At 67.5% G+C, this 24,394-nt stretch carries 31 protein-coding genes and 1 pseudogene; 15 read left to right on the forward strand and 17 right to left on the reverse strand.

Features of this window, described 5'->3' with window-relative positions:
• Window positions 1-84: 84 nt before the first annotated feature.
• From ACFQEY_RS03285 to ACFQEY_RS03300, 4 genes are all read right to left on the reverse strand, one after another.
• On the reverse strand, window positions 85-549 hold the full coding sequence (locus ACFQEY_RS03285; RefSeq protein ID WP_379764749.1) for an RNA-binding protein: 465 nt from the start codon (window positions 547-549) through the stop codon (window positions 85-87).
• A 21-nt stretch (window positions 550-570) separates the two neighbouring features.
• Window positions 571-759 (reverse strand): DUF1918 domain-containing protein, encoded by a 189-nt coding sequence (locus tag ACFQEY_RS03290; protein ID WP_280587452.1) that lies wholly within the window; start codon window positions 757-759, stop codon window positions 571-573.
• A gap of 148 nt (window positions 760-907) precedes the next feature.
• On the reverse strand, window positions 908-1,495 hold the full coding sequence (locus ACFQEY_RS03295; protein ID WP_379764751.1) for a DUF7524 family protein: 588 nt from the start codon (window positions 1,493-1,495) through the stop codon (window positions 908-910).
• Between the two features lie 48 nt (window positions 1,496-1,543).
• A complete protein-coding gene (locus ACFQEY_RS03300; RefSeq protein ID WP_379764753.1) occupies window positions 1,544-1,738 on the reverse strand; it encodes a methytransferase partner Trm112 in 195 nt (64 codons plus the stop codon).
• 102 nt (window positions 1,739-1,840) lie between these two features.
• Here ACFQEY_RS03300 and ACFQEY_RS03305 point away from each other — a divergent pair, with 102 nt between their 5' ends.
• From ACFQEY_RS03305 to ACFQEY_RS03320, 4 genes are all read left to right on the forward strand, one after another.
• On the forward strand, window positions 1,841-2,119 hold the full coding sequence (locus ACFQEY_RS03305) for a ribonuclease P protein component 4 (protein WP_379764755.1): 279 nt from the start codon (window positions 1,841-1,843) through the stop codon (window positions 2,117-2,119).
• Window positions 2,120-2,317: 198 nt separating this feature from the next.
• Entirely contained in the window at window positions 2,318-2,575 is a 258-nt protein-coding gene (locus tag ACFQEY_RS03310; protein WP_379764757.1) for an MTH865 family protein, read from the forward strand.
• Window positions 2,576-2,747: 172 nt separating this feature from the next.
• A complete protein-coding gene (locus ACFQEY_RS03315) occupies window positions 2,748-3,464 on the forward strand; it encodes a DnaJ domain-containing protein (RefSeq protein ID WP_379764759.1) in 717 nt (238 codons plus the stop codon).
• 76 nt (window positions 3,465-3,540) lie between these two features.
• Entirely contained in the window at window positions 3,541-3,750 is a 210-nt protein-coding gene (locus ACFQEY_RS03320; protein WP_379764761.1) for a hypothetical protein, read from the forward strand.
• A gap of 50 nt (window positions 3,751-3,800) precedes the next feature.
• Here the strand turns inward: ACFQEY_RS03320 and ACFQEY_RS03325 are convergent, their stop codons facing one another.
• A complete protein-coding gene (locus ACFQEY_RS03325) occupies window positions 3,801-4,619 on the reverse strand; it encodes an iron-sulfur cluster assembly protein (protein ID WP_379764763.1) in 819 nt (272 codons plus the stop codon).
• Window positions 4,619-5,680 (reverse strand): amidohydrolase family protein, encoded by a 1,062-nt coding sequence (locus tag ACFQEY_RS03330; protein WP_379764765.1) that lies wholly within the window; start codon window positions 5,678-5,680, stop codon window positions 4,619-4,621. Before ACFQEY_RS03330 ends, ACFQEY_RS03325 begins: the two co-directional genes overlap by 1 nt.
• 170 nt (window positions 5,681-5,850) lie before the next feature.
• Between ACFQEY_RS03330 and ACFQEY_RS03335 the strand changes: the two genes are divergently transcribed.
• On the forward strand, window positions 5,851-6,891 hold the full coding sequence (locus ACFQEY_RS03335; protein WP_379764767.1) for an NAD(P)-dependent alcohol dehydrogenase: 1,041 nt from the start codon (window positions 5,851-5,853) through the stop codon (window positions 6,889-6,891).
• 145 nt (window positions 6,892-7,036) lie between these two features.
• Here the strand turns inward: ACFQEY_RS03335 and ACFQEY_RS03340 are convergent, their stop codons facing one another.
• The gene (locus tag ACFQEY_RS03340; protein ID WP_379764769.1) at window positions 7,037-7,699 is read right to left on the reverse strand and encodes a metal-dependent hydrolase; all 663 of its coding nucleotides are present in this window, start codon (window positions 7,697-7,699) and stop codon (window positions 7,037-7,039) included.
• Window positions 7,700-7,834: 135 nt separating this feature from the next.
• Window positions 7,835-8,506: pseudogene (locus ACFQEY_RS03345) on the reverse strand (hypothetical protein); the annotation flags it as partial.
• Window positions 8,507-8,636: 130 nt separating this feature from the next.
• On the opposite strand from ACFQEY_RS03345, the gene ACFQEY_RS03350 reads away from it, so the two are divergent.
• On the forward strand, window positions 8,637-9,893 hold the full coding sequence (locus ACFQEY_RS03350; RefSeq protein WP_379764771.1) for an ArsA family ATPase: 1,257 nt from the start codon (window positions 8,637-8,639) through the stop codon (window positions 9,891-9,893).
• 27 nt (window positions 9,894-9,920) lie between these two features.
• Here ACFQEY_RS03350 and ACFQEY_RS03355 read toward each other — a convergent pair whose 3' ends face one another.
• On the reverse strand, window positions 9,921-10,565 hold the full coding sequence (locus tag ACFQEY_RS03355) for a DUF2238 domain-containing protein (protein WP_379764773.1): 645 nt from the start codon (window positions 10,563-10,565) through the stop codon (window positions 9,921-9,923).
• A complete protein-coding gene (locus ACFQEY_RS03360) occupies window positions 10,562-11,323 on the reverse strand; it encodes a hypothetical protein (protein ID WP_379764775.1) in 762 nt (253 codons plus the stop codon). The genes ACFQEY_RS03355 and ACFQEY_RS03360 overlap by 4 nt, the downstream gene beginning before the upstream one ends.
• A gap of 92 nt (window positions 11,324-11,415) precedes the next feature.
• Between ACFQEY_RS03360 and ACFQEY_RS03365 the strand changes: the two genes are divergently transcribed.
• The 8 genes from ACFQEY_RS03365 to ACFQEY_RS03400 all read left to right on the forward strand — a co-directional run bounded on the left by ACFQEY_RS03365 (window position 11,416) and on the right by ACFQEY_RS03400 (window position 18,826).
• Window positions 11,416-12,195, forward strand: a complete 780-nt coding sequence (locus tag ACFQEY_RS03365; RefSeq protein ID WP_379764777.1) for a DUF2103 domain-containing protein — start codon at window positions 11,416-11,418, stop codon at window positions 12,193-12,195.
• 76 nt (window positions 12,196-12,271) lie between these two features.
• A complete protein-coding gene (locus ACFQEY_RS03370) occupies window positions 12,272-12,931 on the forward strand; it encodes a metal-dependent transcriptional regulator (RefSeq protein ID WP_379764779.1) in 660 nt (219 codons plus the stop codon).
• Between the two features lie 184 nt (window positions 12,932-13,115).
• Window positions 13,116-13,808: a LysE family translocator gene (locus ACFQEY_RS03375; RefSeq protein ID WP_379764781.1), complete on the forward strand. Its 693-nt coding sequence runs from the start codon at window positions 13,116-13,118 to the stop codon at window positions 13,806-13,808.
• A gap of 513 nt (window positions 13,809-14,321) precedes the next feature.
• The gene (locus ACFQEY_RS03380; RefSeq protein WP_379764783.1) at window positions 14,322-15,374 is read left to right on the forward strand and encodes an NAD(P)-dependent glycerol-1-phosphate dehydrogenase; all 1,053 of its coding nucleotides are present in this window, start codon (window positions 14,322-14,324) and stop codon (window positions 15,372-15,374) included.
• An 88-nt stretch (window positions 15,375-15,462) separates the two neighbouring features.
• A complete protein-coding gene (locus ACFQEY_RS03385; protein WP_379764785.1) occupies window positions 15,463-16,125 on the forward strand; it encodes a DUF420 domain-containing protein in 663 nt (220 codons plus the stop codon).
• Between the two features lie 53 nt (window positions 16,126-16,178).
• Window positions 16,179-17,498, forward strand: coding sequence for a M28 family peptidase (locus ACFQEY_RS03390; protein WP_379764787.1), 1,320 nt, complete (start codon window positions 16,179-16,181; stop codon window positions 17,496-17,498).
• 59 nt (window positions 17,499-17,557) lie between these two features.
• Window positions 17,558-18,358 carry an NAD(+)/NADH kinase gene (locus ACFQEY_RS03395; RefSeq protein WP_379764789.1) on the forward strand — a complete coding sequence of 267 codons (801 nt, stop codon included), beginning with the start codon at window positions 17,558-17,560 and terminating at the stop codon, window positions 18,356-18,358.
• 24 nt (window positions 18,359-18,382) lie between these two features.
• Window positions 18,383-18,826: a DUF7313 family protein gene (locus ACFQEY_RS03400; protein ID WP_379764791.1), complete on the forward strand. Its 444-nt coding sequence runs from the start codon at window positions 18,383-18,385 to the stop codon at window positions 18,824-18,826.
• Between the two features lie 512 nt (window positions 18,827-19,338).
• Here the strand turns inward: ACFQEY_RS03400 and ACFQEY_RS03405 are convergent.
• The 7 genes from ACFQEY_RS03405 to ACFQEY_RS03435 form a co-directional block, all read right to left on the reverse strand.
• Window positions 19,339-19,617, reverse strand: a complete 279-nt coding sequence (locus ACFQEY_RS03405) for a DUF7314 family protein (RefSeq protein ID WP_379764793.1) — start codon at window positions 19,615-19,617, stop codon at window positions 19,339-19,341.
• Between the two features lie 4 nt (window positions 19,618-19,621).
• A complete protein-coding gene (locus ACFQEY_RS03410) occupies window positions 19,622-20,053 on the reverse strand; it encodes a DUF7315 family membrane protein (protein WP_379764795.1) in 432 nt (143 codons plus the stop codon).
• Between the two features lie 47 nt (window positions 20,054-20,100).
• Window positions 20,101-20,889, reverse strand: coding sequence for a cytochrome b family protein (locus tag ACFQEY_RS03415; RefSeq protein ID WP_379764797.1), 789 nt, complete (start codon window positions 20,887-20,889; stop codon window positions 20,101-20,103).
• A gap of 4 nt (window positions 20,890-20,893) precedes the next feature.
• Window positions 20,894-21,703, reverse strand: coding sequence for a cytochrome b (locus tag ACFQEY_RS03420; RefSeq protein WP_379764799.1), 810 nt, complete (start codon window positions 21,701-21,703; stop codon window positions 20,894-20,896).
• A 7-nt stretch (window positions 21,704-21,710) separates the two neighbouring features.
• Window positions 21,711-22,100 (reverse strand): DUF7318 family protein, encoded by a 390-nt coding sequence (locus ACFQEY_RS03425; RefSeq protein ID WP_379764801.1) that lies wholly within the window; start codon window positions 22,098-22,100, stop codon window positions 21,711-21,713.
• Window positions 22,097-22,738: a halocyanin domain-containing protein gene (locus tag ACFQEY_RS03430; protein WP_379764803.1), complete on the reverse strand. Its 642-nt coding sequence runs from the start codon at window positions 22,736-22,738 to the stop codon at window positions 22,097-22,099. Before ACFQEY_RS03430 ends, ACFQEY_RS03425 begins: the two co-directional genes overlap by 4 nt.
• A 95-nt stretch (window positions 22,739-22,833) precedes the next feature.
• Window positions 22,834-23,676 (reverse strand): DUF2304 domain-containing protein, encoded by an 843-nt coding sequence (locus ACFQEY_RS03435; RefSeq protein WP_379764805.1) that lies wholly within the window; start codon window positions 23,674-23,676, stop codon window positions 22,834-22,836.
• Window positions 23,677-23,896: 220 nt separating this feature from the next.
• Between ACFQEY_RS03435 and ACFQEY_RS03440 the strand changes: the two genes are divergently transcribed.
• The gene (locus ACFQEY_RS03440) at window positions 23,897-24,379 is read left to right on the forward strand and encodes a DUF7321 family protein (RefSeq protein ID WP_379764807.1); all 483 of its coding nucleotides are present in this window, start codon (window positions 23,897-23,899) and stop codon (window positions 24,377-24,379) included.
• Window positions 24,380-24,394: the final 15 nt, after the last annotated feature.

Here is a 24,394-nt window from a genome sequence, read left to right on the forward strand (position 1 = left end):
CCGCGTTCGTCATCGAGTGCGCGCAGTTCCGCGTTCGGCGTCGTGTGCGCGCTACCGGTATTGCCGTCGATCACTCGCCGTCGGTCACTCGCCGGGGTCGCCGCCGTCGCCACCGTCGCCGTCAGCCAGCCGCGACAGCGTCTTCCGGGCGTTCTCGACCGCCGCGGCCTTCTTCGCCGGGTACGCCTCGACCTTCGCGCGGACGGTGATCCCGGGTCCGAGGCGGACGTCTCCGCGGAACGCGGCCTGCTTGTCGACGCGCATGAACAGCGCACAATTGTCGTCGACCCGCTGGTCGAGCTCGTCGAGTAGGCGGTCGACGTCGTCGAGGGCGGACAGCCGGTCGAGCACGTGGCGCATCCCGTCGGCGTTCTCGATTCGGGCGGAGAGCACGACGATGCGGTCGCCGTGGTGGCCGACGTTTTCGACGCGGTCGATCTCGACGTCCTCGGGGAGGAACGTCCGAAGTGCGTCTTCGACCCGCTTTTCGTCCTCGGTGGCGTACGCGAACGCCCGGAGATCGACGTAGTGGAACGGGACTGTTGGCATGCGGGTCGGAAAAGGGGGAAGTTACTCCTCGCTCTCGACGGCGTCGAGGGCGTCCTCGGGGACGCCGGTCTCCTGACCGTCCTCGAAGCTGACCGTGTAGGTCGCGTCGCCGAACATCGTCTCCATGACCTGCGTGATCGTGCCCGCTTCGCCGTCGTACTCGCTGTGCTTGTCGTGGAGCACGACCTCGTCTTCCTTCTCGAAGCTCATGCGTCTTCGTTCCGCTGGGACGGTTAAAAGCGCGTGGATCCGGGGCGACAGGTGACCGCCGGCGAGGCCGAACGGAGAGGTCGGTTACCGAAGCTGAACGGACAGGGTAGTGCGGGAGACTCGGTGCGGAGCGGCCGATCCGTCCGGCTCACCACACGGCCAGCAGCGCGGCCCCGAGCGCGACGGCGACCACGAGTCCCACGGCGACGGAGACGACCGCGCTGTCGATCGCAAGCGCGACGGCGACGCCCGCGATGACGGCGACGAACGCGAGGAGCGCCGCGGCGACGCCGCCGCGTTCGATCAGCCGATCGATCGCGGTCGCGGCGCGCTGTGCGGGCGGTGCCTCCGGCGGGCGTTCCGGCGGCTTCGCGAACGTCTCGTCGACGGCGACCTCGTCCGGGGCGGACTCCGGCGGCGGGTCGATCCTGACGTCGACGTACCGCGTCTCGGAGCCGTAGCCGGTGACTACCTTCAGCTTCCCCTGGATCGGTTCCCGGAGGTCGGCGGCCGCGACCGACACGTGGACGCGTCTCGTCGCCTCGTCGTCGACGAAGTGGTTCGTCTCGTCGATCGAGGCGACCCGATCGAGTTCGTCGTCGAAGTGCAAGTGAACGTGAGTTGAACGACCCTCGTTCTCCAACGCGACCGCGAACGGTCCGCTCGTCGCGAACCGGTCTGGTGCCCGGATCGCGTGGACCGCGTCCCCGTTCAACTCGACGGCGAGTGTCGGCACGTGTGGGTCGATGAACCCACACTAAAAAAAGATGCAGTACGTTTTCGCTCAGGCGGCCGCCTCATCGCGCATGTCCGGCGGAAGGAGGTTCGGGATCCCGTCCTCGATGGGGTACGTTTCTCCGCACTCCGTGCAGGTGAGCGTCCCGTCGAGGATCTCCTCCTCGTCTCGATCGGCGACGTCGAGGTCGAGGTCGGCCTTGTCGAGCGGACAGCAGACGACGTCCATCAGGGATTCTTTCATGCAGTCCGATTCGCGCGGACCGGTAAAAAAGCGTGCGGGTCGCCGGAGGCGGACCCACGGTCGATGGCAACGTCTTTGCCGGTCCGTCACGCCGAGCGAGGTATGGGGATCCCGTCGGAACGGATCGAGCGGCTGTTCGCGCTCGCCCGCGAGGCCGTCGTCGACGACGAGTACGAGCGCGCGCGGGAGTACGTCGCGCTCGCGCGGCGGGTGGCCGAGCGGAACCGCTGCGGCGTCCCTCCAGCGTTCTCCCGGCGAACCTGCGACGACTGCGACGTCTACCTCCGCCCGGGAAAGACGAGCCGCGTCCGGCTGCAGTCCAGCCGCGTCGTCGTCCGCTGTCGCGAGTGCGGGTCGACGGCGCGGTACCCGTTCGACTGAGGTCCGTGTCGCAGAGGGAACGGTACGCGTGTGTATCCCACGCCCTCGACCCATCGCCTGGGGGTGACGACATCCCGGGGAGCGGCCGCTATCGACACCGTTCTGCGGGCTTCGTCCTCGCCGGCATCAGACAAGAACCCACAACCAGTTTAGCGTTGTTCCGGAACGCTTTTGCGGCCCCTCGCGGGAGGAGGGTGTATGAGTGATGTCAGAGCGGAACTCCGCGAACAGTTCCTCGACGCGTTCGAGGGTGCCGACTACCCCGTCGAGAACCAGATGGACCTCGTCCCCGCGCTGCCGGACGGCCCGGCGACGAAGTTCGAGGCCGGCGACGTGAGCCTCACCGCGATGGAGCTCGCCGCGAAGCTCGGCAGCGAACAGGAGTTCCCCTACGACGACGCCGAGTCGCTCGTCGACGACATCCTCGACGGGCTCGAAGCGAAGGGCATGATCTGACCGGTCCGTCCTAGCGATACTCCTCCACAACTCCATCACGTCCCTTCGATCGACAGCGGCGGTGCGATCGCCGTGACGTCGACCGGGTGACTGAGCGGCTGCGTGGCCGAGGAGATGGTCGAGGAGATCGAGTTGGCGTGGGGTTGATACGCGCGGAGCGGTTACTGCGGGCGTGATCGCCGAGTCTCTCAGCGCGCTACCGACGTGGGTCCTCCTCGGGGTCGCGGTGGGTCTCCTCGCGTCCGCGCTCGTCGCGCTCGCCTTCTACCTCGGAGACCGGTTCATCGGCCCGAACACCGCGGCGAGCGACGACGGACGGACACGAACGGTCGACGAGCGGCGGCGACGGGAGATCCGCGCGTATCTGACGGCGATCGGCGAACGGTTCCGCGAGGAACACGCGCTCGGCGACGTGGCGGTCCCGTTCTACCTCCCCGAGCGCGAGGTCGCCGTCACGTTCGACGCGCACGACTACTTCAGACTGGAGGGCGAGGGCGTGTACACCGTCCTCTGCGAGCACGAGATGCCCGGCCGCGGGCTCGGTCGACGACTTCCATTCGACGTGGTCGAACCCGAACCCGAACGCGGACCGCGACGAGGAGGTGCCACGGCTGGGTCCGGACGCGACCCGGTCGCCGCCGCGTTCGCCGAACTCGACGTCGCCCGCGACGCCGACGCCGACGCGGTGAAGCGCGCCTACCGCACGCGAGTCAAGGAGACGCACCCCGATCGGGGCGGCGATGAGGAGTCGTTTCGGCGCGTCCGCGAGGCGTACGCGACCGCGCGCAACCACGTCGGCGAGGTCGACGGGCGCACCGCCCGAACCGCCCGCGCGACGGGCGTCCGCCGCACCGACCGCTCCGACCCGCCGACCGGGTTCGGTCGATGATCGGGGACTCGCTGGCGAGACTCCGCGGTACGTTCGGCGAGCGATCGCTTTTGTCGTTCCGCGCGTATCAGTGCCTATGAACGCGGAGAACGCCTGTCTCGGCTGCGGCGAGCCGTTCGACTGGGACGACGGGGCGTGCCCCGAGTGTGGGTGGACCCGTGACGACTGGGTCGCACGCGGCCGGCACGGGTTGGAGAAGGATGGACACGGCGAACCCGAGCGGGGCTCGAGTTCGGACGGAAGCGGCGGGGGCGGCCGGAGCGGGGGACTCGGCCCGATTCTGTGAGGAGACCGACGGTTCGGAGGCGACGCGGGAGTCGAGGGCGCGAGGCGTCGCTACGTATCGGAGCCGTCCGAGCGGCCCGAGCCGCCTGAATCGCCCGAGCCGCCCGAATCGTTCGAGCCGCCCGAGCCGCGTCTGGCCTCGTGGAGCGCGTCGCACACCGCACCCTGTCCGTCCATGTTGACGTCGGCGAGCCGTGAGCGCTTCTGGACGACGTCGAGTCGGTCGGCTCGGATCGGCTCGCCCTCCGGCGTCAGGAACAGCGCATCCTCGGGTTCCGTGACGTGGCCGCTCTCCGTCGCGCGTTGCAAGTACTCCTCGACGGGATCCCGGTCGATGACCACCGACAGCCCGTCGAGCGAGACCTGGACCGCGTCGCCGTCGACGGTCACGTCCGCGCGCTCCAGCGAGACGACCTGTTCGGCGTCGACGCCGGCGTCGAGGAGGCTCTCGACGGCCGCGCGCTGTCGGGAGACGCGGGCCTTGTCGGCGAGGGCTGCCCGGACCTCCGAGACGCCGCCGTCCGCGTCGGGGAACGTCTCGCCGAACGTCTGGCGGGCGTTCACCCCCGTCGTGATCTCCCCGTCGTGCATGTGGTCGCACAGCTCGATCCGGGCCTCGCTCACCCAGCCGAGGTCCTCAATCTCGTCGCGGGCGTCGGTTGCCATCATCCACGCGAAGGCGGGCGAACACCACGCGGTTGGCAGCGTGAACCGGACCTCGACGCGACCCCCGTCGATCTCGATCGCGTCGACGTAGTCGAGTTCGACGATGGAGCGGGCGAGCTCCGGGTCCTCGACGCGGTCCAGTCGGCTCCTAACGGCCGGAACGCCGGTGGGATCGCCAGCCGCGTCCGCGCTGCTCCCCGACATCAGTCCGCCGCGGCCCCCGCGTCGCCGCCGTAGTGGTCGGCCAGGTCGAACCGCTCGGTGATGGAGTCCTCGCGGAACTGCCGTTTCTTCTCCTCGATGTCGATGTCGTACAGCTCCGCGGCGTTCTCGCCCATGATCTTCTTCATCGTGTCGACGTCGAGCTCGACGCCGTACTCGTCTTTCTGCTCGTCGGTGAGATCTGCGTTCATCACCTGGTCGACGAGCCAGTCGGGGTTCCACAGCGCGTAGTCGGAACCGAAAAGCAGCCGATCCTCCCCGAGCCAGAAGAGAAGCTCGCCCATGATCTCGCCGAACTTCCGATCGCGGTGGGTGGACAGCGCCGAGGCGACCGCGAGTCCCCCGTACACGTTCGGTTCCTGGGCCGCGATCCAACAGAAGTCGTCGAGCCGCGGTAGCCCGACGTGGTTGACGATGAAGTTGAGTTCCGGGAACGACGAGGCGGCGTCGTCGACGTCTTTCACGTCGAACGCGTCGCGGTTGAGCGGTCGGATCGTCGGTCCCTTGTGGGCGTTGATGTTCTCGATGCCGAGGTCGGCGCACTTCTCTAAGAACTCGAAGGCGTCGTCGCTGTCGAGCCGCCACCCCTTGGAGTCACCGCGCCACTCGGCCGTGTACAGCTTCACGCCGGGAATGTCGTACTCTTCGTTGAGGTCTTCGAGGTACCGCAGGCCCTCCTCGCCGTCGCGCGGATCGAAGCTCCCGTTGAGCACGAACCGCTCGGGATACTCCTCGGCGAGTTCGGCGTTCTGTTCCGTCGTGTTGAACCCCTCGTCGTAGAACTCCGTGAGGTACGTGGGCTGGAAGATCGCCATGTCGACCGCCGCGTTCGAAAAGAGGTCGTTGGCCATCCGATCGGCACCGTAATGACGGTACTCGTCCATGTCCCACTGATTCTCCTCCGGCGTGAATCCGGTGTGGTAATCGTAGAAACACTGGATGAACTGCTCACCCCCCTCGTGCGTGATGTTCTCTCGTCGGGCGTCCCACAGGTGAACGTGGCCGTCGATGACGAATATCTCCTCGCCGTCCTTCTCGTACATACGTATCATCGTGAGGAGTGGTGACGTATAACTATAAGGATCGTTCAAGATAATTACGGTTCGAAACTCAGTATATTCTCCGTTTTCGACGACTGCCGCGGCCGTCTCCCCCGATCCGGCCAAACTATAACGAACGTTTATGAGCGAGGAACCGTGACGATGATACACATATGCAAGCAGCGAGGCTCCACGAGTACACCGACGACATGACCGAAGGGCTCGCGATCGACAATGTCAATCGTCCGGAAGTGACCGGCGGGAGCGACGTAATAGTCGAAGTCGAGGGGGCAGGGTGGTGTCAGACCGACAACCACATTATCGAGGGTATGTGGACGGAGTACGTTCCGCAGGATCTCCCGCTGACGCTCGGACACGAAAACGCGGGAACGGTCGTCGAGACGGGCGACGGTGTCGACATCGTCTCGGAGGGCGATCCGGTGATCTGTCACCCGGTGCAGACCTGCGGAACCTGTCGTCCCTGCCGGCTTGGCGAGACGATGTACTGCGAGAACGACGCGTTCAACGGACTCACAACCGACGGCGGCTTCGCCGAGTACCTCCACACGAGCGAGCGCTCGGTGATCCCGCTGCCGAGCGACGTCGAGCCGATCGACATCGCTCCGCACGCCGACGCCGGAATCACGGCGTATCACGCGGTCAAGAAAGCGGCCGCCGAGTTGAATCCCGGCGACCACGCCGTCGTCGTCGGCGTCGGCGGGCTCGGACACATCGGACTCCAGTGTTTGAGCGCCATGAGCGCGGCCCGGATCACCGCGGTCGACCTCAAGGAATCCGCGCTCGATCTCGCGACGGGATACGGCGCAGACCACGTCGTCAACCCGAGTGAGGACGACGTACGGGCCGAGATCGACGGGATTACAGACGGTACGGGCGCAGCACAGGTACTCGACTTCGTCGGCGAAGACGTGACGACCGCGTACGCACCGGACATCACCGCCGCGGGCGGCGATCACCACATCATCGGCTATGGCGGTCACATTCACGAGCCGGCGCAGGCGCTCGTAAACGGTGAGTTCTCCTTCGTCGGCAATATCGTCGGCCGGTACGCCGAGTTACAGGAACTCGTCGCGCTCGTCGAACAGGGCGACGTGGATCTTCACACGAGCCGGTACGATCTCGGCGACGTGAACACGGTCGCGGAGAAGCTCGAACACGGCGAGATCGACGGACGCGCCGTCATCACGCCGTAGCCGCCTCCGCGCCCCTGCACCCCGCACTTCCTCTCCCCCCGCATCCTCGCGCTCTCTCGTCCCCGCACTCCCGCACTCCCTCTCCCCCCGCACCCTCGCGCTCTCTCGCCCCTTGCGCCCCCGAGACTCGTCCGTGGTCGCCGGATCAGAGCTCCGTCTGGAACCGCCGCGCGATCAGCGCGAAGCACCCGAGGGCGGTCAGATAGAGCCGCCACCCGCTGTTCGCGATCGGGAACCGCCGGTCGACCGGCTCGTCCGTGACGTCCGCCGGATCCCGGGGCTCGACCGGATTGTTGACGTGGATCGATTCGGTGGTGCCCGTCTCGCCGGCGTCGATCGCTCGACTCCCCGTCTCCGGGTCAATCCGGACGTCGACGAACGTCTGGACGAACCCGTCGGCGGTCGAAACGAGGATCTCCCCGTCGAGCTGGAGGAACTGGTCGCGGAGCGGCCAGAACGCGTTCACCCCGTCGAGGTGTGTCCAGTCGAGCGCGACGTGCGCGAAGACGTGGACGAAAAGGGCGACCCACGCGACGGCGATCCACCGCTCCGAGAGACGATCGCGCATGAGCGAGTCATCCCGGATTTGAGTATCGTAGTACAGAACGAGCGCCGCGACCGCGGGGATCACGAGGGTGTGGCCGACGGTCCGGTGTGCTCCCGGCATGATCGGGCCGAGAAGGCTGTCCGCTTCGGGGAGCACGACCACGACGAGCAGGGCCGCAAGCGCCCGCCGGTCGTAGTGGTCGCCGAGCAGCGCGGCGGCGATGAGGAGCGCGAAGCCGGCGTGGACGATCGTCGAGGGCATCTACGGTGCCGCCTCCCCACTCGGTGCGTCGTCATATTCACCGCCAGGCGGACCGGCGCTCTCGCCGTCACGCCGCCTGCCGCTCTCGCCGTCGGGCCGCTTGCGGCTCTCACCGCCGGGCTGTTTGCGGCTCTCACCGCCGGGCCGCCTGCGGCTCTCGCTGCCGGGCCGACGGAATCTGACCGCGAGCGTCGCGGCCGCGGCGGCGACGACGACCAACTGCCAGCCGGTTCGGACGAGGTACAGATCTCTGTCGGCGTCGAGCGAGAGCCCCGGTCGCCCGTCGGGGTTCACCCACGTCGGGATCGCGTACGACGCGGTCGTCCCAAGGCTCTCCAGGGGCAGAATTCCGGGACCCTGCGCGCCGAGGGCGACGAACGTCTGGACGATTCCGTCTTGCGTCGAGAGGACGAATCGCCCCGCGACGAGGTAGTAGGCGTCGTGGATCGGGTACAGGAGATTCGCCCCCTCCCGCCAGAACAGGTCGGGACCGACGCCGGCGACGATGAAGGCCGCCAGCGCGACCCACGCGACTCGCACGCCCTCCCGACCGGCCCGTTCGCGGAGTCGAGAGCGGTCGCGCACCGCGGTGTCCCAGTAGAGCGCTCCGCCGACGGCGAGGGGAATCCAGATGTTGTGGAGGACCGCGTTCGTCGCACCGGGGACCGCGAGGCTCGCGGCGGCGTCGAGGTCGGGAGCGACCGCGGCCGCGACGACGACCGCGACGGACCGTCGATCGAACGCGCCCCCGAGCAGGGCCGCCGCGAGCAGCGCACCCACGGCCGCGCTGACCAGCGTCGGTGCCATACCGTGGCTGACGCTCGCACGAGAATAAGCGCTCCGGGCCGAGGATCGGTGTTAGGCTCAGGCGGAGTTCGGTGTCGGTGGGCTCGACCGGACCGACGGGTACACAAACCCGCACCGCCCATCATCCGGCATGGACGACATCGACGTCGAGCCCGTGGATCGCGTCGAGGACCCCGACGGCGACGGCACCGCCGGAACCGCCGGCAGCGACGACGATGGCAGCGAAGGCGGCGAAGACGTCGAGGAGCGGTCGCCGAACGGAGCGGCGCGCCTCGCGGAGGGCGAGTCCGAGACGGACCTTCCGGCGGGCGTCGACGCGCCCGAGTACGTCCTCTACGGCGGGAAAGGCGGCGTCGGGAAGACGACGATGGCTGCGGCGACCGGACTCTCCTCGGCCGCGGGCGGGGTCCGCACGCTCGTCGTCTCGACGGACCCGGCCCACTCGCTGTCGGACACCTACGGAACCGACATCCCCGCCCACCCCACGCGCATCCGCGAGGACGTGCCGCTTTTCGCCGCCGAGATAGACCCCGACGACGCGATGGAGGAGGGGATGTTCGGGGCCGACGGCGATCCGCTTGGCGGGATGGGTGCGATGGGCGAGATGTTGGGCGGGGCGGGGAGCGCCGGCGACGAAGGCGGCTTCGGCGATGCGGCCGGGGACGCGCCCGGCGGGGCGACCGGAGAGGCAGCGGGCGACGCAGACGGCGGTCTCGGATCGCTGCTCGGCGGGACGATGCCCGGCGCGGACGAGGCCGCCGCGATGCGCCAGCTCCTCGAGTACCTCGACGACCCGCGGTTCGACCGGGTGATCGTCGACACCGCGCCGACCGGCCACACCCTCCGTCTTCTGCAGCTCCCCGAGATCATGGACTCCATGATCGGGCGCGTGATGAGCCTCCGACAGCGCTTCTCGGGGATGATGGACGGGCTCAAGGGAATGTTCGGCGGCGGTGGCGACCCCGACCCCTCCGCCGATCTCGACGAGCTCCGGGAACGGATCGAGCGCCTCCGGAGCGTCCTGCGGGACCCCTCGAAGACCGACTTCCGCGTGGTGACCATTCCCGAGGAGATGAGCGTCGTCGAGTCCGAGCGGCTCGTCGCCCGACTCGACGAGTTCGGCATTCCAGTGAACACGCTGGTGGTCAACCGAGTGATGGAGGGCGTGGGAGACGTGGCCGACGCGACCGCGGTCGACTCCGAGTGGGTCGTCGAGCCGAATCCCGACACCTGCGAGTTCTGCGCCCGCCGCTGGGAGGTCCAGCAGGCGGCGCTCCGGCGGGCGACCGACCTCTTCCGCGGCCGCGACGTGAAGCGCGTGCCGCTGCTCGCGAAGGAGGTCCGCGGAGAAGCCGCGCTGCGGGTCGTCGCGGCGTGTCTTCGGTGAGTCGGGGCTCCCCTGTGGAGCGCGGTCTCACTCTTCTGTCGTTCCGAACAGCCCCTCACGGACGCGCTCCGCGACGCCGGAGAGGTGCGCCTGCCCGAAGACCGCAACCACGAGCGCCCCGATCGAGTTGTACGTCAGGTCGAGCACCGTGTCGTCGAGCCCGTGTTGCGCCAGCGGCATGGAGACGCCGGTCTCGTCGGCGACGATGTCGAGGCCGAACTCGAACAGCTCCCAGAGGACGCCGAACGAGAGCACGACGACGACGATGAACACGAACGCGAAGCGCGTTGGGATCCGGATCGCGTCGGTGTGGAGGTCGACGGCGCGGAGCGTCGTGTAGCCGGCACCGGCGATCAGCGTCGCCGAGAGCGCGTGCGTGAGGTGATCCCACCACGGAACCCGGGCGTAGAACCCGGCCGACCCCAGAGTGTGTAGGAACACGGCCGCCGTGATCCACACGCCGAGCCACGGATCGAGCGGGATGTCGTAGTTCCGTTCGAGCGCCGCCGGGACGAACGTGACTGCGAGCGCCAGGCTTCCGTTGGTGATCGCTTTCGGCACCCCGGCGAGGACGCCGTAGCCGACGATGGCGACGAGGACGATCTGCATCGTGCGGGTGAGTCGCCGCTGGTTCCGAACGGACGGCCGGAGCGAGAACGATCGTCGCGTCATCGCCGCACCACCCGCCGTATCGCGCGGCGGAGTCGCAGCCCCCGACGCCGGAAGTACGACTCGAAGAGGACGCCTCCGGCGACCCCGGCCAGCGTCACGTAGATCCACTCGATCATCAGCGCGTCGTTCGTCGTCAGGTAGGTCGTCCCGAGCAGCCGGTCCGCGTTCCACCGGACGATCGTCCACGCGGCCGCCGTCGCCATCGTGGTCATCACGACGAAGACGACGGCGAACCACGGCGTCACCCGCAGCGTGGTGAACATGTGGAGTTCGACGGTGATGACCAGCGCCAGCGCCGCGATGGCGAGGTACGTCGCGAAGACGCCGAGTTCGCCGCCGAACAGCGCGCGAACCAGTACGGGCAACAGCGCGAGACCGAGCACCTCCCACGGGAGCATCACTCGCGGATCGCGCGCCGAGACCGCCGGGGCGACCACGACTGCGCTCATGGCGACGACGAGCAGGAGCGGCAGGAGGTCGAACGCGATCAGGCTTTCGATGAACACCCCGACGAGCACCGCGACCATCGCCCACGCGACGAGCGCGTTCGTCCGCCCGCTGCGGAACAGCCGTGCCAGCCGGTCCTCGATGGCGGTGCCGTCGGGAACGTCGGGCTCCAACCCGTTGGGGACCTCGGGATCGGGCTCGTCGGAGCGCTCCTCGTCGCTCCAGTCGCCCGCGTCGGTGCCGACGGTCCCGTCCGCATCGAACTCACCGTTTTCGCCGGCGGGATTCGTCGCGGATCGGTCGGTGTCCATACCGACCGTGGGGACGGCGGGCACTAATATGGGTTGCTCCGTGACGCGCACCGAACGGACGCCCTTTTATCCGACACGCGCCTCCGATCGATATGAACTGTCGGCGGTGCGGGACTCCCCTTCGCAAGCCCGGGGACTACTGTCTCACCTGCAACACCGCTAACGCGGACGCGGTCGTCGCCGAATTCGCGGCGGACCGCGCCCGGCTCTCGATGCTCGACGAGGACGACGTCGTCGGCGAGACGACGGTGACGACGCGACCCGAGCGCGACGAGCGACTGAGCGAGATCCAGCTCCGGAACTTCGCGGGACGCGTCGCCGACGAGATCCGCCGTAAACGGCCCGAGACGGTCTACGCCGCCGGCGAACGCGAGCCCCTCCGCGAGACCCGCGCGCAACTCCACCACGAGTTCTACCGCGTGCCGGACGCGGGCGCGACATCGAACACCGGAAACGGAGGGAGCGATCCCGAAAGCGACGCGAGTCCCGTCGTCTCGTGGGTCCTCGACCGCCGCGGCGAGCGCACGCTGGAGGTGGTCGAGACGCCGCCGCGCGAGAAGATTGGCGGCTCGCACTCGACGCTCATCGGCGACCGCAAGGGACGGAAGGCGGTCAGCACGGTCGCGAACCACCCGCACGTCAAGAAGATCGTGCCGGGGCCGATCGACGCCGGCGGCACCGGATCGCGGACCGGCCTGCGAGCGAAGGCGACCCGCGCGGGGACCAACGGGAACGTCCGTCTCCTCCTGCGTGACGGCTCCAGCGTCCAGGAGAACCGGATCGTCACGACCGCGATGGACCGCGAGACCGGCGAGCGCGTCCGCGAGGACCTCAATGAGGCGCTGCGCGAAGCGGAACTCCAAGAGGAGTGACGCGAGCGGGTCCGCGAGACCGCTCCCTCGTCGATTCCCGGTAGCTATTTCCGCGGCCGGCCGCGATCGCTTATAAATGCTGAGCGACGTGATGGAGGATTACTTAAAAGCTATCTACGTCCTCCAGTCCGAGCGGGGCCCGCCGGTCTCGACGTCCGCGATCGCGGAGTACCTCGATAAAACGTCACCCACCGTCACGGACATGCTGGGAAAACTCGAGGATCGCGGGCTGGTCGAGCGCGAGCCGTATCAGGGCGCGGAACTCACGCCCGAGGGGGAGGCCGTCGCGCTGGAGATCGTCCGCCACCACCGGCTGTTGGAGGCGTTCCTGGCGGAGCGGCTCGACTACGACTGGAGCGAGGTCCACGACGAGGCCGACGCGTTGGAACACCACATCTCCGAGGAGTTCGAACGGCGCGTCGCCGAGGCGCTCGGCGACCCGACGGTCGACCCCCACGGCGACCCGATTCCGAGCGCGGACCTCGAACCGGTCGACGAGGGCGGGTCCTCCCGGCTCTCGGATCGTGACGAGGGTGACCGAGTGGTGGTCACGCGCGTCTCCGACCGCGACGAGGCCGAACTGGCGTACCTCGCCGACGCCGGGATCACGCCCGGGACCGAACTCGACGTGGTCGACGTCGCTCCGTTCGGGATGGTGACCGTGTCGACGGCGACCGGCGAGCAGAGCCTCCCCGCCGAGATCGCCAAATCGATCCGCGTCGAGGACGCCGACTGAACGCGGGCGGAGGTACGACCGACTGAACGCGGGCGGAGGTACGACCGACTGAACGCGGGCGGAGGGTCGCGACCCCGACACGTGAGATCCACCGCCCAGACGTGTCCATCTGTGGGGGTTCCCCGACCGTGACGGTCACGTTTCGTTCGCGATCTTTTTCACGAAACCGGCCGTCAGAAGCGGTGTGAACCTCCTCGTCACGCTCGCTGCAGGGGTCGTCTTCGGACTGGCGCTCGCGGCTCCGCCCGGGCCGATGAACGCCGTGATCGCCGAGGAATCGGTGCTTCGCGGTCGGCTCGCCGGTTTCCGCGCGGGCCTCGGCGCGGCGACCGCCGACGCGATCTTCCTCGTCCTCGCGTACCTCGGCGTCGTCGCGGTCGTCGAGTCGTTCCCACTGTTACAGGGCGCTATGATCGCCGTCGGCGGCGTCCTGATGCTGTACTTCGCCGTCGGCGCGGCTCGCGGAGCCCGGGCATCGTTTCGACCAACCTCCGGCGACGAGCCCGTCCTCACGGAGGGGAAGGGATTCCGCAAGGCGCTGGTGCTCGCGCTGACGAACCCCTATCAGGTGCTGTTCTGGCTGACGATTGGGGTCGGTCTCCTCCGCCCCGGCGAGCTCGACGTGCTCGCGCGGCTCCCGGTCGTCGGTGACGACCTCGCCGGGACGCTCGTCGTCGCCACCGGATCGCCGGCGCTCATCGGCGGCTTCTTCCTCGGCGTGTTGACGTGGATCGTCGGGTTCCCGTCGGGACTCGTCGCCGCCGAGCGCCGGATCGAGACGTTCGCACCGGCCGTCGCCGTCGGCTCCGCCGCCGTGCTCGCCGGGTTCGGCGTCTTCTTTCTGTACGACGCTGCGACGACGCTGACGGCACTCTGAATGTGTGCGTTGAATCCGAGGTGTTAGTTCGATAGCAGGAGTGGGTGTCTCGGTGGGATGAGGCGGTTGTTTATGAGTGATCGAGTGGTGTTGCTGACGACTGTTTATATATCGTTGCTGGCGGGGTGAACACTCACAAAGCCCCAGCCGCGACGACTCGGTGGCCTAGCTGCGCGCCTCACTCGCTCGCTTCGCTCACTCGCTGCGGTGTCGCCGGCGGCTTCGCCGCCGGCTGTCAGAGGGACCTCCGGTCCCTCCCTACTCGCGCCCTGCGGGCGCTCGGAGGCGCGCCACCGCACAGCGCCGCACCGTCCATTTATAAGCAGTCGTCGCGCTTGCGCTCGCTCTCTTACAGACAACGTCGCCCATCGCCACACCTGCCTTGACCCCCACACTGGCAAACTGTACCGATCACCGAGGAATCCAACAGCGTCGAAGAGCGCAGTCGTCACGGAAAATACATCTCAGGACCGAGACCTCATCTTCTAAATATTTCTACGGAGAAGGCCACGTATGTTCGAGAAGTCCACGTGGATCAAGCTCCCGCGGAACGTCCTCGTCGGCCACGACGTCGTCGACGACCTCGGGGAGGCGGTCGGGGAGCTGTACCTCACGGGACGGCCGCTGATCGTGACGAGCCCGACGCCGAACGACATCGCCGGCGACCGGGTGCGGGCACAGTTCGACGACCCCGCGACCGCCGTCGTCGAGGAGGCTTCATTCGACGCGGTCGAGCGGCTCACCGCGACCGCGGAGGCGATCGATCCCGGCTACCTGATCGCCCTGGGCGGCGGGAAGCCGATCGACATCGCGAAGATGGCCGCTGACCACCTCGGTGTCGGCTTCGTCTCGGTCCCCACGGTCGCCTCCCACGACGGGATCGTCTCCGGCCGGTCGTCGATTCCCGAGGGCGACACGCGCCACTCGGTCGCCGCGGACCCGCCGCTCGCGGTCGTCGCGGACACGACGCTGATCGCCGACGCCCCGTGGCGGCTCACCACCGCGGGCTGTGCGGATATCATCTCGAATTACACCGCCGTGAAGGACTGGCGGCTCGCCCGCCGGCTTCGAAACGTCGAATACAGCGAGTACGCGGGCGCGCTCTCGGAGATGACCGCGGAGCTGCTCGTCGAGAACGCCGACATGATCCGCCCAGGGTTAGAGGAGTCGGCGTGGGTCGTCGTGAAGGCGCTCGTCTCCTCGGGCGTCGCGATGTCGATCGCGGGCTCCTCGCGGCCCGCCTCGGGCGCGGAACACCTGATCTCCCACCAGCTCGACCGGATCGCGCCGGGGAGGGCGCTCCACGGCCATCAGGTCGGCGTCGCCTCGATCGTGACCGAGTACCTTCACAGCGGCGAGAACGGAGAGTGGACCGCGATCCGACAAGCACTCTCCGAGCTCGACGCCCCGACGACCGCCGCGGAGCTCGGGATCGACGACTCGGAGCTAATCGCGGCGCTCACCAGCGCCCACGAGATCCGCGACCGCTACACGATCCTCCAGGGCGGGATCAACGAGGAAGCCGCGATCGAGGTCGCGACCGCGACCGGCGTCATCGACGGGTGACCTGACTCGTCGGCGAACCGAACCACTGACGGCCGGCGACCCATTCCGCGCTCGAAAGCGAGTTAACGGTCCCGCGATAACCCCGCGTATGTCCACCGCTAGCGTTCGCGACCGAGCCAAGGAGCGGGCCGGTGCGATCACCCTGCTCCTCACCGTCGTCGGCTACGGGGCCGTCGGCGGCGTGTTCCTCGTCCCGCAGTTCCAGGCGCTGTTCCCGACGCTGACCCGAGGAACCGTCGACCTGCTCGCGCACGCGATCGCCGCCGTCAACACCGTCACCATCGCCACGCTCTCGCTCGGCTGGTACTGGATCCGCAGCGGCGAGGTGAAAAAACACGCGGCGGCGATGACGACCTCGTTCGTCCTCATCCTGTTGTTTCTCGGAATGTACCTCCCGAAGGTCGCCGGCGGTGGAACGCGGGAGTTCGTCCTCGACTCGGCGTACGGCTGGGTCCCGCTGTGGGAGTGGGTGTACCCGGCGTACCTGATCATGCTCGCGATCCACATCGTGCTCTCCGTCGTCGCCGTCCCGGTCGTCCTCTACGCCCTCGTCCTCGGGCTCACGCACACCGAGGCGGAGCTCCGGAACGCGACCCCCCACCGACGCGTCGGCCGGATCGCCGCCGGCGCGTGGCTCCTCTCGCTCATCTTGGGCGTCGTCACCTACCTCCTCCTCAATCACCTGTACGACTCGACGTTCGCGGCCGCGGAGGCCGCGGCGGTGCTTTTCCCCGCGGTTTCAGGGATATAGGCTGTCGCCGCCGTCACCGAAACGCTTGACCCCTGCCCCGGTCACCCACACGCATGACCGACTGGATCGGCGACACCTTCACGAGCGACGTCGGCTGGACCCACCTCGAATCCCTCGTCGACGTTGGGAACCGGATGGCGGGATCCGACGGTGAGCGCGCCGGACTCGAACTGACCCGAGACGCGCTCGCCGCCGCCGGCGCGCGTGACGCGCGAATCGAAGCGTTCGACATCCAAGGGTGGGAGCGCGGCGACAGCGAGATCCGTCGCGGGGGCGAGCCCGTCGCGAGCGGTCGAAGCGCCTGTATCGCCCTTCCGCGGAGCCCGAGCGGGGAGGCGGCCGGTGAGCTCGTCGACCTCGGATACGGACTCCCCGAGGATTTCGAGGACGGCGAGGTAGCGGGCGCGGTCGTGGTGGTCTCCTCGACGACGCCCGATTCGGTCGATCGATTCGTCCACCGCCGAGAGAAGTACTACCATGCGGTCGAGGCGGGTGCCGCGGCGTTCGTCTTCGTGAACCACGTCGAGGGAACCCTTCCGCCGACCGGGAGCGTCGGCACCGCGGACGATCCGATCGGTGCGATCCCCGCCGTCGGCGTCTCCAAGGAAACCGGCTCCCGCCTCATTCGGCGATACGAAGGCGACGAACTCCTCGTGGACGTCGACTGTGAGATCCCCGACGCCACGAGCGGGAACGTCGTCGCGGAGGTCGGTCCGGACACCGACGATTACCTCGTCGCGTCCTCGCACGTCGACGCACACGACATCGCCGAGGGCGCGATGGACAACGGAGCCGGCACGGCGACGATCGTCGAGGTCGCCCGCGCGCTCGCCGCTCGCGAGGACGAACTCGATACTCGCGTCCGGTTCGTCGGCTTCGGGGCGGAGGAAGTCGGCCTCGTCGGCTCGTCGTTGTTCGCCGAGGCGGTCGATCCCGAGCGCGTCAAAGCCGTCGTCAACGTCGACAGCAACGTGTTCGGTCGCACGCTTACACTCGATCACCACGGATTCGACGCGCTCGAGGCGACGGCCGAGCGCGTGAGCGACCGGTTCGATCACCCGATAGCGCTCGGCGGGGAACTGGTTCCGCACAGCGACCACTGGCCGTTCGTCGAGCGGGGAATCCCGGGATACATGGTCTCCGGAGAGACGGAGGGACGCGGGCGAGGGTGGGGCCACACCGGCGCGGACACGCTCGACAAACTGGAGTCGAGAAACCTCCGAGAACAGGCGATCCTGCTGACCGAACTGGTCGTCGAACTCGCCGCCGACGACGTGAACACGTCGCGGAAGCGCGGAGAGGAGATCGCCGCGGCGCTCGAACGTGAGGGGAAGGCGACCGGGATGAAGATCACGGGCGACTGGCCGTTCTGACCGTCGTTGCCCCGACGCGAACCGGGAGGTTTTCACGCGTGCCGGCGCACTCCTCGCGTATGGAACGGGCGGAACGCCGAGTCGTCGTCGTCGGCGACGACGACCGGACGGCGAAGCTCCGGACGGCTATCCGAGACCTCGGCTGGCGAGTCGGCGACATCGCAGACGCGAACCCGCCTGCTGACGCGATCGCTGCGGTCGTCGCGGTCGGCGAACGCGCGGTCCGCGACGTGCTCGTCGACGCGCCGGCCGCGCCGGTGATCCCCGTCGGCCAACCTCGATTCGCGCTCGACGTCGCCGACGCGGAGCGTTGCGCTCGTCGATTGTTCGACGATTACGATCCGGCACGCGACGATGGCGACCAACCGTCCGACGGACTCCGGCGCGTCACGCATCCGATCCTCGCGGTCGATTCCGAGGGCGGTTCGGGGAGTGCTTGCCGAGCCGCCTTCGACGTCGCGCTCGTCACCGACGAACCGGCGCGCATCTCGGAGTTTGCGGTCTCGTTCCCGGAGGGTGGAACCGAGTCGTTCCGCGCGGACGGGGCGGTGGTCGCGACGCCGCTCGGGAGCGACGCGTACGCCAACGCCGCCGGCGGTGCGGTCGTCGAACCGGGCGGCGGGCTCTCGGTCGTCCCGATCGCTCCGTTCAGCACCCACACCGACGCGTGGGTCGCCGCGGACCGAGCGACGCTCTCGGTCGAGCGAGAGACCGAACCGGTGTCGCTCGTCGTCGACGGAACGAAACGCCGAACCGTCGCGCCGCACCGAGCGATCGAGATCGAAGCGGTCGAACGAGTCGAGATCGTCGTTTCGGCCGCAACGGCGTCGCGGCGAGCGCGACGATCGGAAACACTCTAATAACTCGTGAACTGATCTGTCGGTATGGACCCACTGCAGTTCCTGGTGCCACTCGGCTGGCTGGCCGATGTCGGACCGATGCTGCCGTACGCGATATTCGTGATGGCGATCGCGAATCTCGCGACGCGCCACCTCGCGCACCGACGGCACGTCGAGCAGGGAACCGACGGCGAGAGCGTCGAACCGTACGCGCCCCACGCGTTCACGAACGTCGGACTCGTTCTGTTAAGCTTCCTGTTCGTGCTCGACTCGCCGATCAGCGGCGTTATCCTCTCGGTGCTCGTCATCACGATGCTCATCGCCGACCTGTTTGAACTCGAGGCGCGCAACGTCGAGGCGCGCAACGATATGCGGATCGAGGCCCCGAAAAGTGCGATCGCCGCGTCTGGGCTCGTGTTGGTGTACGCATCTTACTACGCGTTGTTCTTCCTCGTCGAAGGGCTCTGGAACCAGTACATCGTCGCGTAAGACGCCACGTCGCGTGAGACGCTACGTCTGACGACAGGCGCTCTGTGCTCCCGTTTCTCCCCCGCCGTTTGCTCCGGAAAGCGGACGGTCAGTCGGACGTTCGGCGTCGACTGCGGTTCACCGACTTTTTCGAACTTCGGATAGCAGCGTTCTCGGGCGCGCCGTGACGCGGTCGGAGCGAGCGGATCGCGGCCGGATCCGGGGAGCGGACGGCGGCGGAATCGGAGCGGGGCACCGTCAACGAACTCGGCCCGCACCGCGACCCTCGATCGGTGCGCCGAGAACTCTCGTCTCGGAGCGGAACGGACCGGCGACTACTATCAAACGGGACCGGCACCGCCGGTGGCGACGCGCCGATTGCGAGAGACCGGGCCGAACTGCAGGACTGTGAGGACTATCGTGTCGTCGGAAATTGTGAAAATCCCGGCGAATACGGAACAGCGTTGTACGAACGCGACGGAGCCCGACGGAAGTTGTCGGTGACCGATCGTGCAGAAAGACTTACCGGTCGTTCAGTTCGCCGCCTCGGCGTCGTCGTCGAGAGCGTCTCGGAGTTCGCGGCTGGCCGGGACGAGCACCCAGAACACGAGCGGACCGACGATCATGAGCCAGAAGGCGACGTCGCCGGCGAGGAGGCCGATCTGCCCGTAGGCGGTGTTGACGCCCTCTGCCGGGTTGACCAGCTGGACGATTTCGTAGTACGACGGCGTCCGGTACCACCCGCCGAACGTGAACCAGGCGAGCGCCCCGATCGCGAACAGGGTGAAGCCCTTGATGAACTCGTCTGCCATTACCCTATGATTCGTTGGACCCGTCTTGAGACTTTCCCATCCCGCGTCCGCGGAAGCGCGTTCCGAGGACGTACACCGCCGTTCCGCCGACGATGAACGCCACTCCAGCGATCGAAAGACCCGCGACGAGCATGTCGTCTGACGGCGCGAGACCGACGCTGCCGAGGAGATACACGATCACGGTCCGAACCACGCTCAGCTGTAGCGTCGCCGCGTCGATCAGCGTGAATCCGACGATGTACGCGAGGACGGCGGCCAGCGTCGAGAACACGGTAACGACCTTGTAGAGCCTGAACGGGACGACGACCTCGCGACCCGCCGGGCCAGTTCGCGGACCAGTCGGTTCGTTGCGCGGATCGTCCGCGTCGTTCGCGGCGATCGGGTCGCCCGTCTCGTCGAACGCCTGCGGATCGTCGTTGTCGGAGGATGATGACATGGACAGTGCACACTGCGAACGGTCGCTGGAGGGGGTTCCGAGCGGCGTTACTTCGGCGGCCGCAGCATGTAGTACCGGCGGTTCAGGTCGTACATGTACCCTTCACGCATCGTCTTCAACACCGCGTAGGTGATGATGCCGCCGGCGGCCGGCAGCAGGAACGTGAGCGTGAACAGCAGATCGAGCTGAATGGGGAAGAAGTTCTGAATGGCGAGCGCGGCCAGCGTGATCGAGAGGACCACGCCGGTCACGCCGATCGCGGCCCAGAACGGCTGCTCGACGGGACGGCGAGCGCTCCCCTTGTTGAGGAAGGGAACGAGCGTGATGGCTCCGAAGATGACGCCGTGCGCGATGATCCCGAGGAACTCGTTTCCGAGGAGGATGTTCCCGCCCAGCACCGCGAGCTCGGGGTTCATCGGATTGAGCTTCAGCAGCCCGAACGACCAGTAGAGGTACCAGTCGGGCAGGATGACCGAAGGCGTCGATCCGGGGTTCGCCGGGGCTCCGAAGTGAACCGGGAGCACGGCCGCGACGAGGATGATGATCCCGACGAAGAAACTCGTGATGGCGAGGTTCCGAAGGGTTTCGTGGGGCCACGCGGGAAATCCGAGCACGTCGCGCTCGACGTACGTCGACTCGGCGCGAAGATCCTCGTCTTCCCGGCGCGAACGCTCGAAGTACTGGTAGGTGAGTTGCGCGAGCCCCTGCGAGCGCTCCTTGCGCTCGGACCAGGTCGGCGTCTCGTCGTCCGACGGGACCGTTGCCGGCGGGCCGCCGTCTGTTCGCGCTTTCTCGTCGGTGCCGCCGTCCGTCATGAGAGTGTCGTCGTCAGTCATTGGATTAGTGCGGTTCCGCGATTCCCTGCACCCAGACGATGCCGACGTGGAGCGCGATGAGCCCGGTCACCACGAACGGCAACACGAATACGTGCAGGATGTACATTCTCACGAGCGTCGCCTGTCCGAGGGTGAAGCCGCCGAACATGAGCTGTGCCACCCACTCGCCCACGATGGGCGTCGCGAGGGCCATCTCGACGCCGATCTGCGCCGCCCAGAAGGACAGCTGTTTCCACGGGAGGACGTAACCGGAGAACCCGAAGAGCAGCGTCAGCGCGATGAGGACGACCCCGAGCACCCAGTTGACCTCGCGCGGCTCCTTGTACGACCCGGTGAAGTACACGCGGAGCATGTGGAGGAACACCGCCGCCGTCATGAACTGGGCCGCCCACTTGTGGATCGACCGGAGCATGAAGCCGAACTGAACGTCGGTCATGATCATCACGAGCGAGTCGTACGCGGCGGTCGGGTCACCCTGTGCCGCCGCACCGGCGGTCGACGGGGAGTAGTAGAACCCCAACAGCGCGCCGGTGACCGCTGCGACCAAGTACGCGATGATCGAGAGGGAACCGAGCGAGTACAGGGGGTACCAGTACCAGAACTTGTTGTCTAGATCGTACTGCTCGGTGTGGCTCTTCGGCATCTGGAGGTTCGCGCGGTAGTACATCGTCTCCAGCAGTTCGAGGTAGTCGACGATGCGCAGCCGCTTGTCCAGCCAGATGAGCGTGGTGAGGAACGCGGTCTCGATAACCGTCAGATCCTGCGTTTTGAGCCACGCGTTGTGGTCCATCTCGTCCTGTTTTTTGAGACTCATTGTGGGATCACTTCTTGTAGTACGGGTACACCGTCCGCTTGAGGGTCTCCATCGCGCTGCCGGTATCTATCGTCACGCCGTCTTTCTCGTCTTCGCGGACGTAGAGGTCCTCCCACTTGCGGCGACGCTTCTTCACGATCATCACGTCCGGCAGGAACTCTTTGCGGTACAACAGGAGGATGAACGCGAGGTCGATGAAGATCATCGCCAAGAGTGCCCCGGCGAACATGTTCCCGAACTCCGTCGACGCCCACGCGGACATGAGCCCGTACACGAACAGCGAGACCAACACGACTTCGATGACGGTGAGCAGCACGATCGCGATCGCGGCGGCGGTGCTCTCCCTCGCCGGCTCGTACCGGTGGATGTCGCCGTACGACGAGTCGCCGGAACTCATTGGGACCCTCCGTGGCCGGTGTGGGACGACTCGCCGTACTTCAGGAGGTAGAAGGTGAATACGAACGAGAGTCCGACACCGAGGATCGCCGCGATCCCGATCCAGTGCGGGTGAAGCACGACGCCGACGTACGCGATGTCCTCGGGCCATCCGGTCGACGCGCCGCCCACTTCGACCGTTTCGACGTCCTCGCCGACGGCGATGCCGGCGTGCATCCCCGTCGTGTCGTGGGGGACGCAGTGGTAGTGAGTGATGCCGGCGTCCTCTTCGGTCACCTCGTACTCGTAGGTGTATCCCTCTTCGCCGACGGCGTCGCCGCTATCGAGGTCGGCCGCGCCCTCGACGGTGACGACGTTGTGGCTCCCGCCGCTGCCGGTCCACTCCCACGTGATCGTCGTGCCCGTATCGACCCACAGCTGGGTCGGGTTGAACGCGAGCCCGTCGTCGCCCGCGCCGACCTCCACGGTCACTTCGCTTTCCCCGCGGGCGTCCACGTACTCGCCGAGGTTCCCGTTGGTGACCCCGCTCGGCCAGTCCGGCTGCTCCTCCTGTGCGGCGGCCGATCCGGTCGCCCCGGCCCCGGCCGCGACCGCGGCGGTCGCACCGCCGGCCGTCCGCACGAAATCCCGCCTTTTCATACAGGTTCACTCAGAACGGGGTGCGCTTAAACCCACCGACTGAACCCGCCGACGTGGAAGGGTTTACACGGTCTGTGCCCGCCGATATCGGCGGTTTATTCGTCCAGTTCGCTCTCCTCTATGACACCGTTTTCGACCGGCACGAAGTCGGGTCGCTCCTTCGCCTCGCGGAGGGCCCGAAGCCGCTCGCGATACTCCTCGGATCGGAACCGATCGGAGAGGCGAGCGTTCGCCACCATCACGAACAGGAACAGGCCGACGAGGAGGAACACGATCCCCACCGCGGGGGCGACGATGGTGTTCAGATCGGTGACGACCGAGGCGACGAGAAGCGCACCGCCGGCGAGAACCTGCACGGTCGCGACGATCTGAACGATCAGATTCCCGAACTCGCCGGAGCCCTCGGGAACCGTGTCGGGATGCGGGAGCGACCAGTCGTCTGGCGGCTCCGGCACGTCGTACGACTCCATCGCCGCGAGCGCGACGATCGGTTCGAGATCTCTGAGGACGGTTCCCTGTCCCGCCACCTCGCCGGTCGGCCGCACGATCGCGTATCCCTCGTCGGAGTACACGAGGATCCGCTCGTCACCGTCGGCGCGGACGCGCTCTAGCACGCCGAACACCTCTCGTCGAGCGATCCGAGACTTCAACTCGGCCTCGACGCGGTCGAGCAACCGATCTCCGGTGATCCACGAATCCGGATCGAAGGCGGCGTCCCACTCCTCGGCGCTCATGCGCGCCATGTCCGACGGCCCGAAGTCGTCGAAGTCGTACTCCGCTTCGACCCGTTCCCGGAGTTCGTCGAGGTCGTCGGCGTTGTCGGCGTTCTCGGGGGCGTCGGAGTCGCCGAGACCGTCGTCGTCGACGTCTCCATCCGGCTCGTCCGGTACCCGATCCGGCCGCCGATCCGGCTCCGATCCCGTCGAGGTGTCCTCCATTGCTCGGGTGTATGGGCTCCGGACGCTAACTGTTTTCGTCCGCGACCGACCGCGTCCGATCGACGACTACCGCGACCGACCGCGACAAACCGCGTCCGATCGACGACTACCGCGACCGACCGCGACAAACCGCGTCCGATCGACGACTACTGCAACCGATCCTCGCGAGGAGGCGCTGGGATCGGGGAGCTTTACGCGCCGGGGATCGTAGCGGCGATCAATGGTGGATCCGTCGGTTATCGCGACGCTGGCCGGGCTGTCCGTGACGGCGAGCCTCCCGTTTCTCCTGTACGGGGCGTGGATCATGATCGACGCCGAGACCGTGACATGGAACGTCCTCACGCACCACCTGCGGTACATCGCTGTCGGGCTAGCGCTGACGACGGTTCCGATCGTCGCGTGGATGATACCGCGGGTCCTCAGACGCCTCACCGGCCTCGCCGTGATCCACGCGTTCTTCGGCCTCCAGGCGTACGCGCTGTTGGCGTTCGCGCTCACCGGCATCGTGAGGATCTTTCAGGCGAAGCGCAACGCGGACGCGTACGAGAACCCCGACGCCGACATCGACGAGTTACACGAGAACATGGGTCACTGGCGAGCCCGGCTCCGAATCGGGGTGGCCGGGTTCTTGCTCCTCTGGCTCTGCGCGTGGGTCACCGGACTCTATCGGTTCTACTCCATTCACGTCGCACCAGTTCTGTGACGTGCCGGGTCGGCC

Source organism: Halorubrum trueperi, assembly GCF_042662525.1.
Taxonomy (GTDB): domain Archaea; phylum Halobacteriota; class Halobacteria; order Halobacteriales; family Haloferacaceae; genus Halorubrum; species Halorubrum trueperi.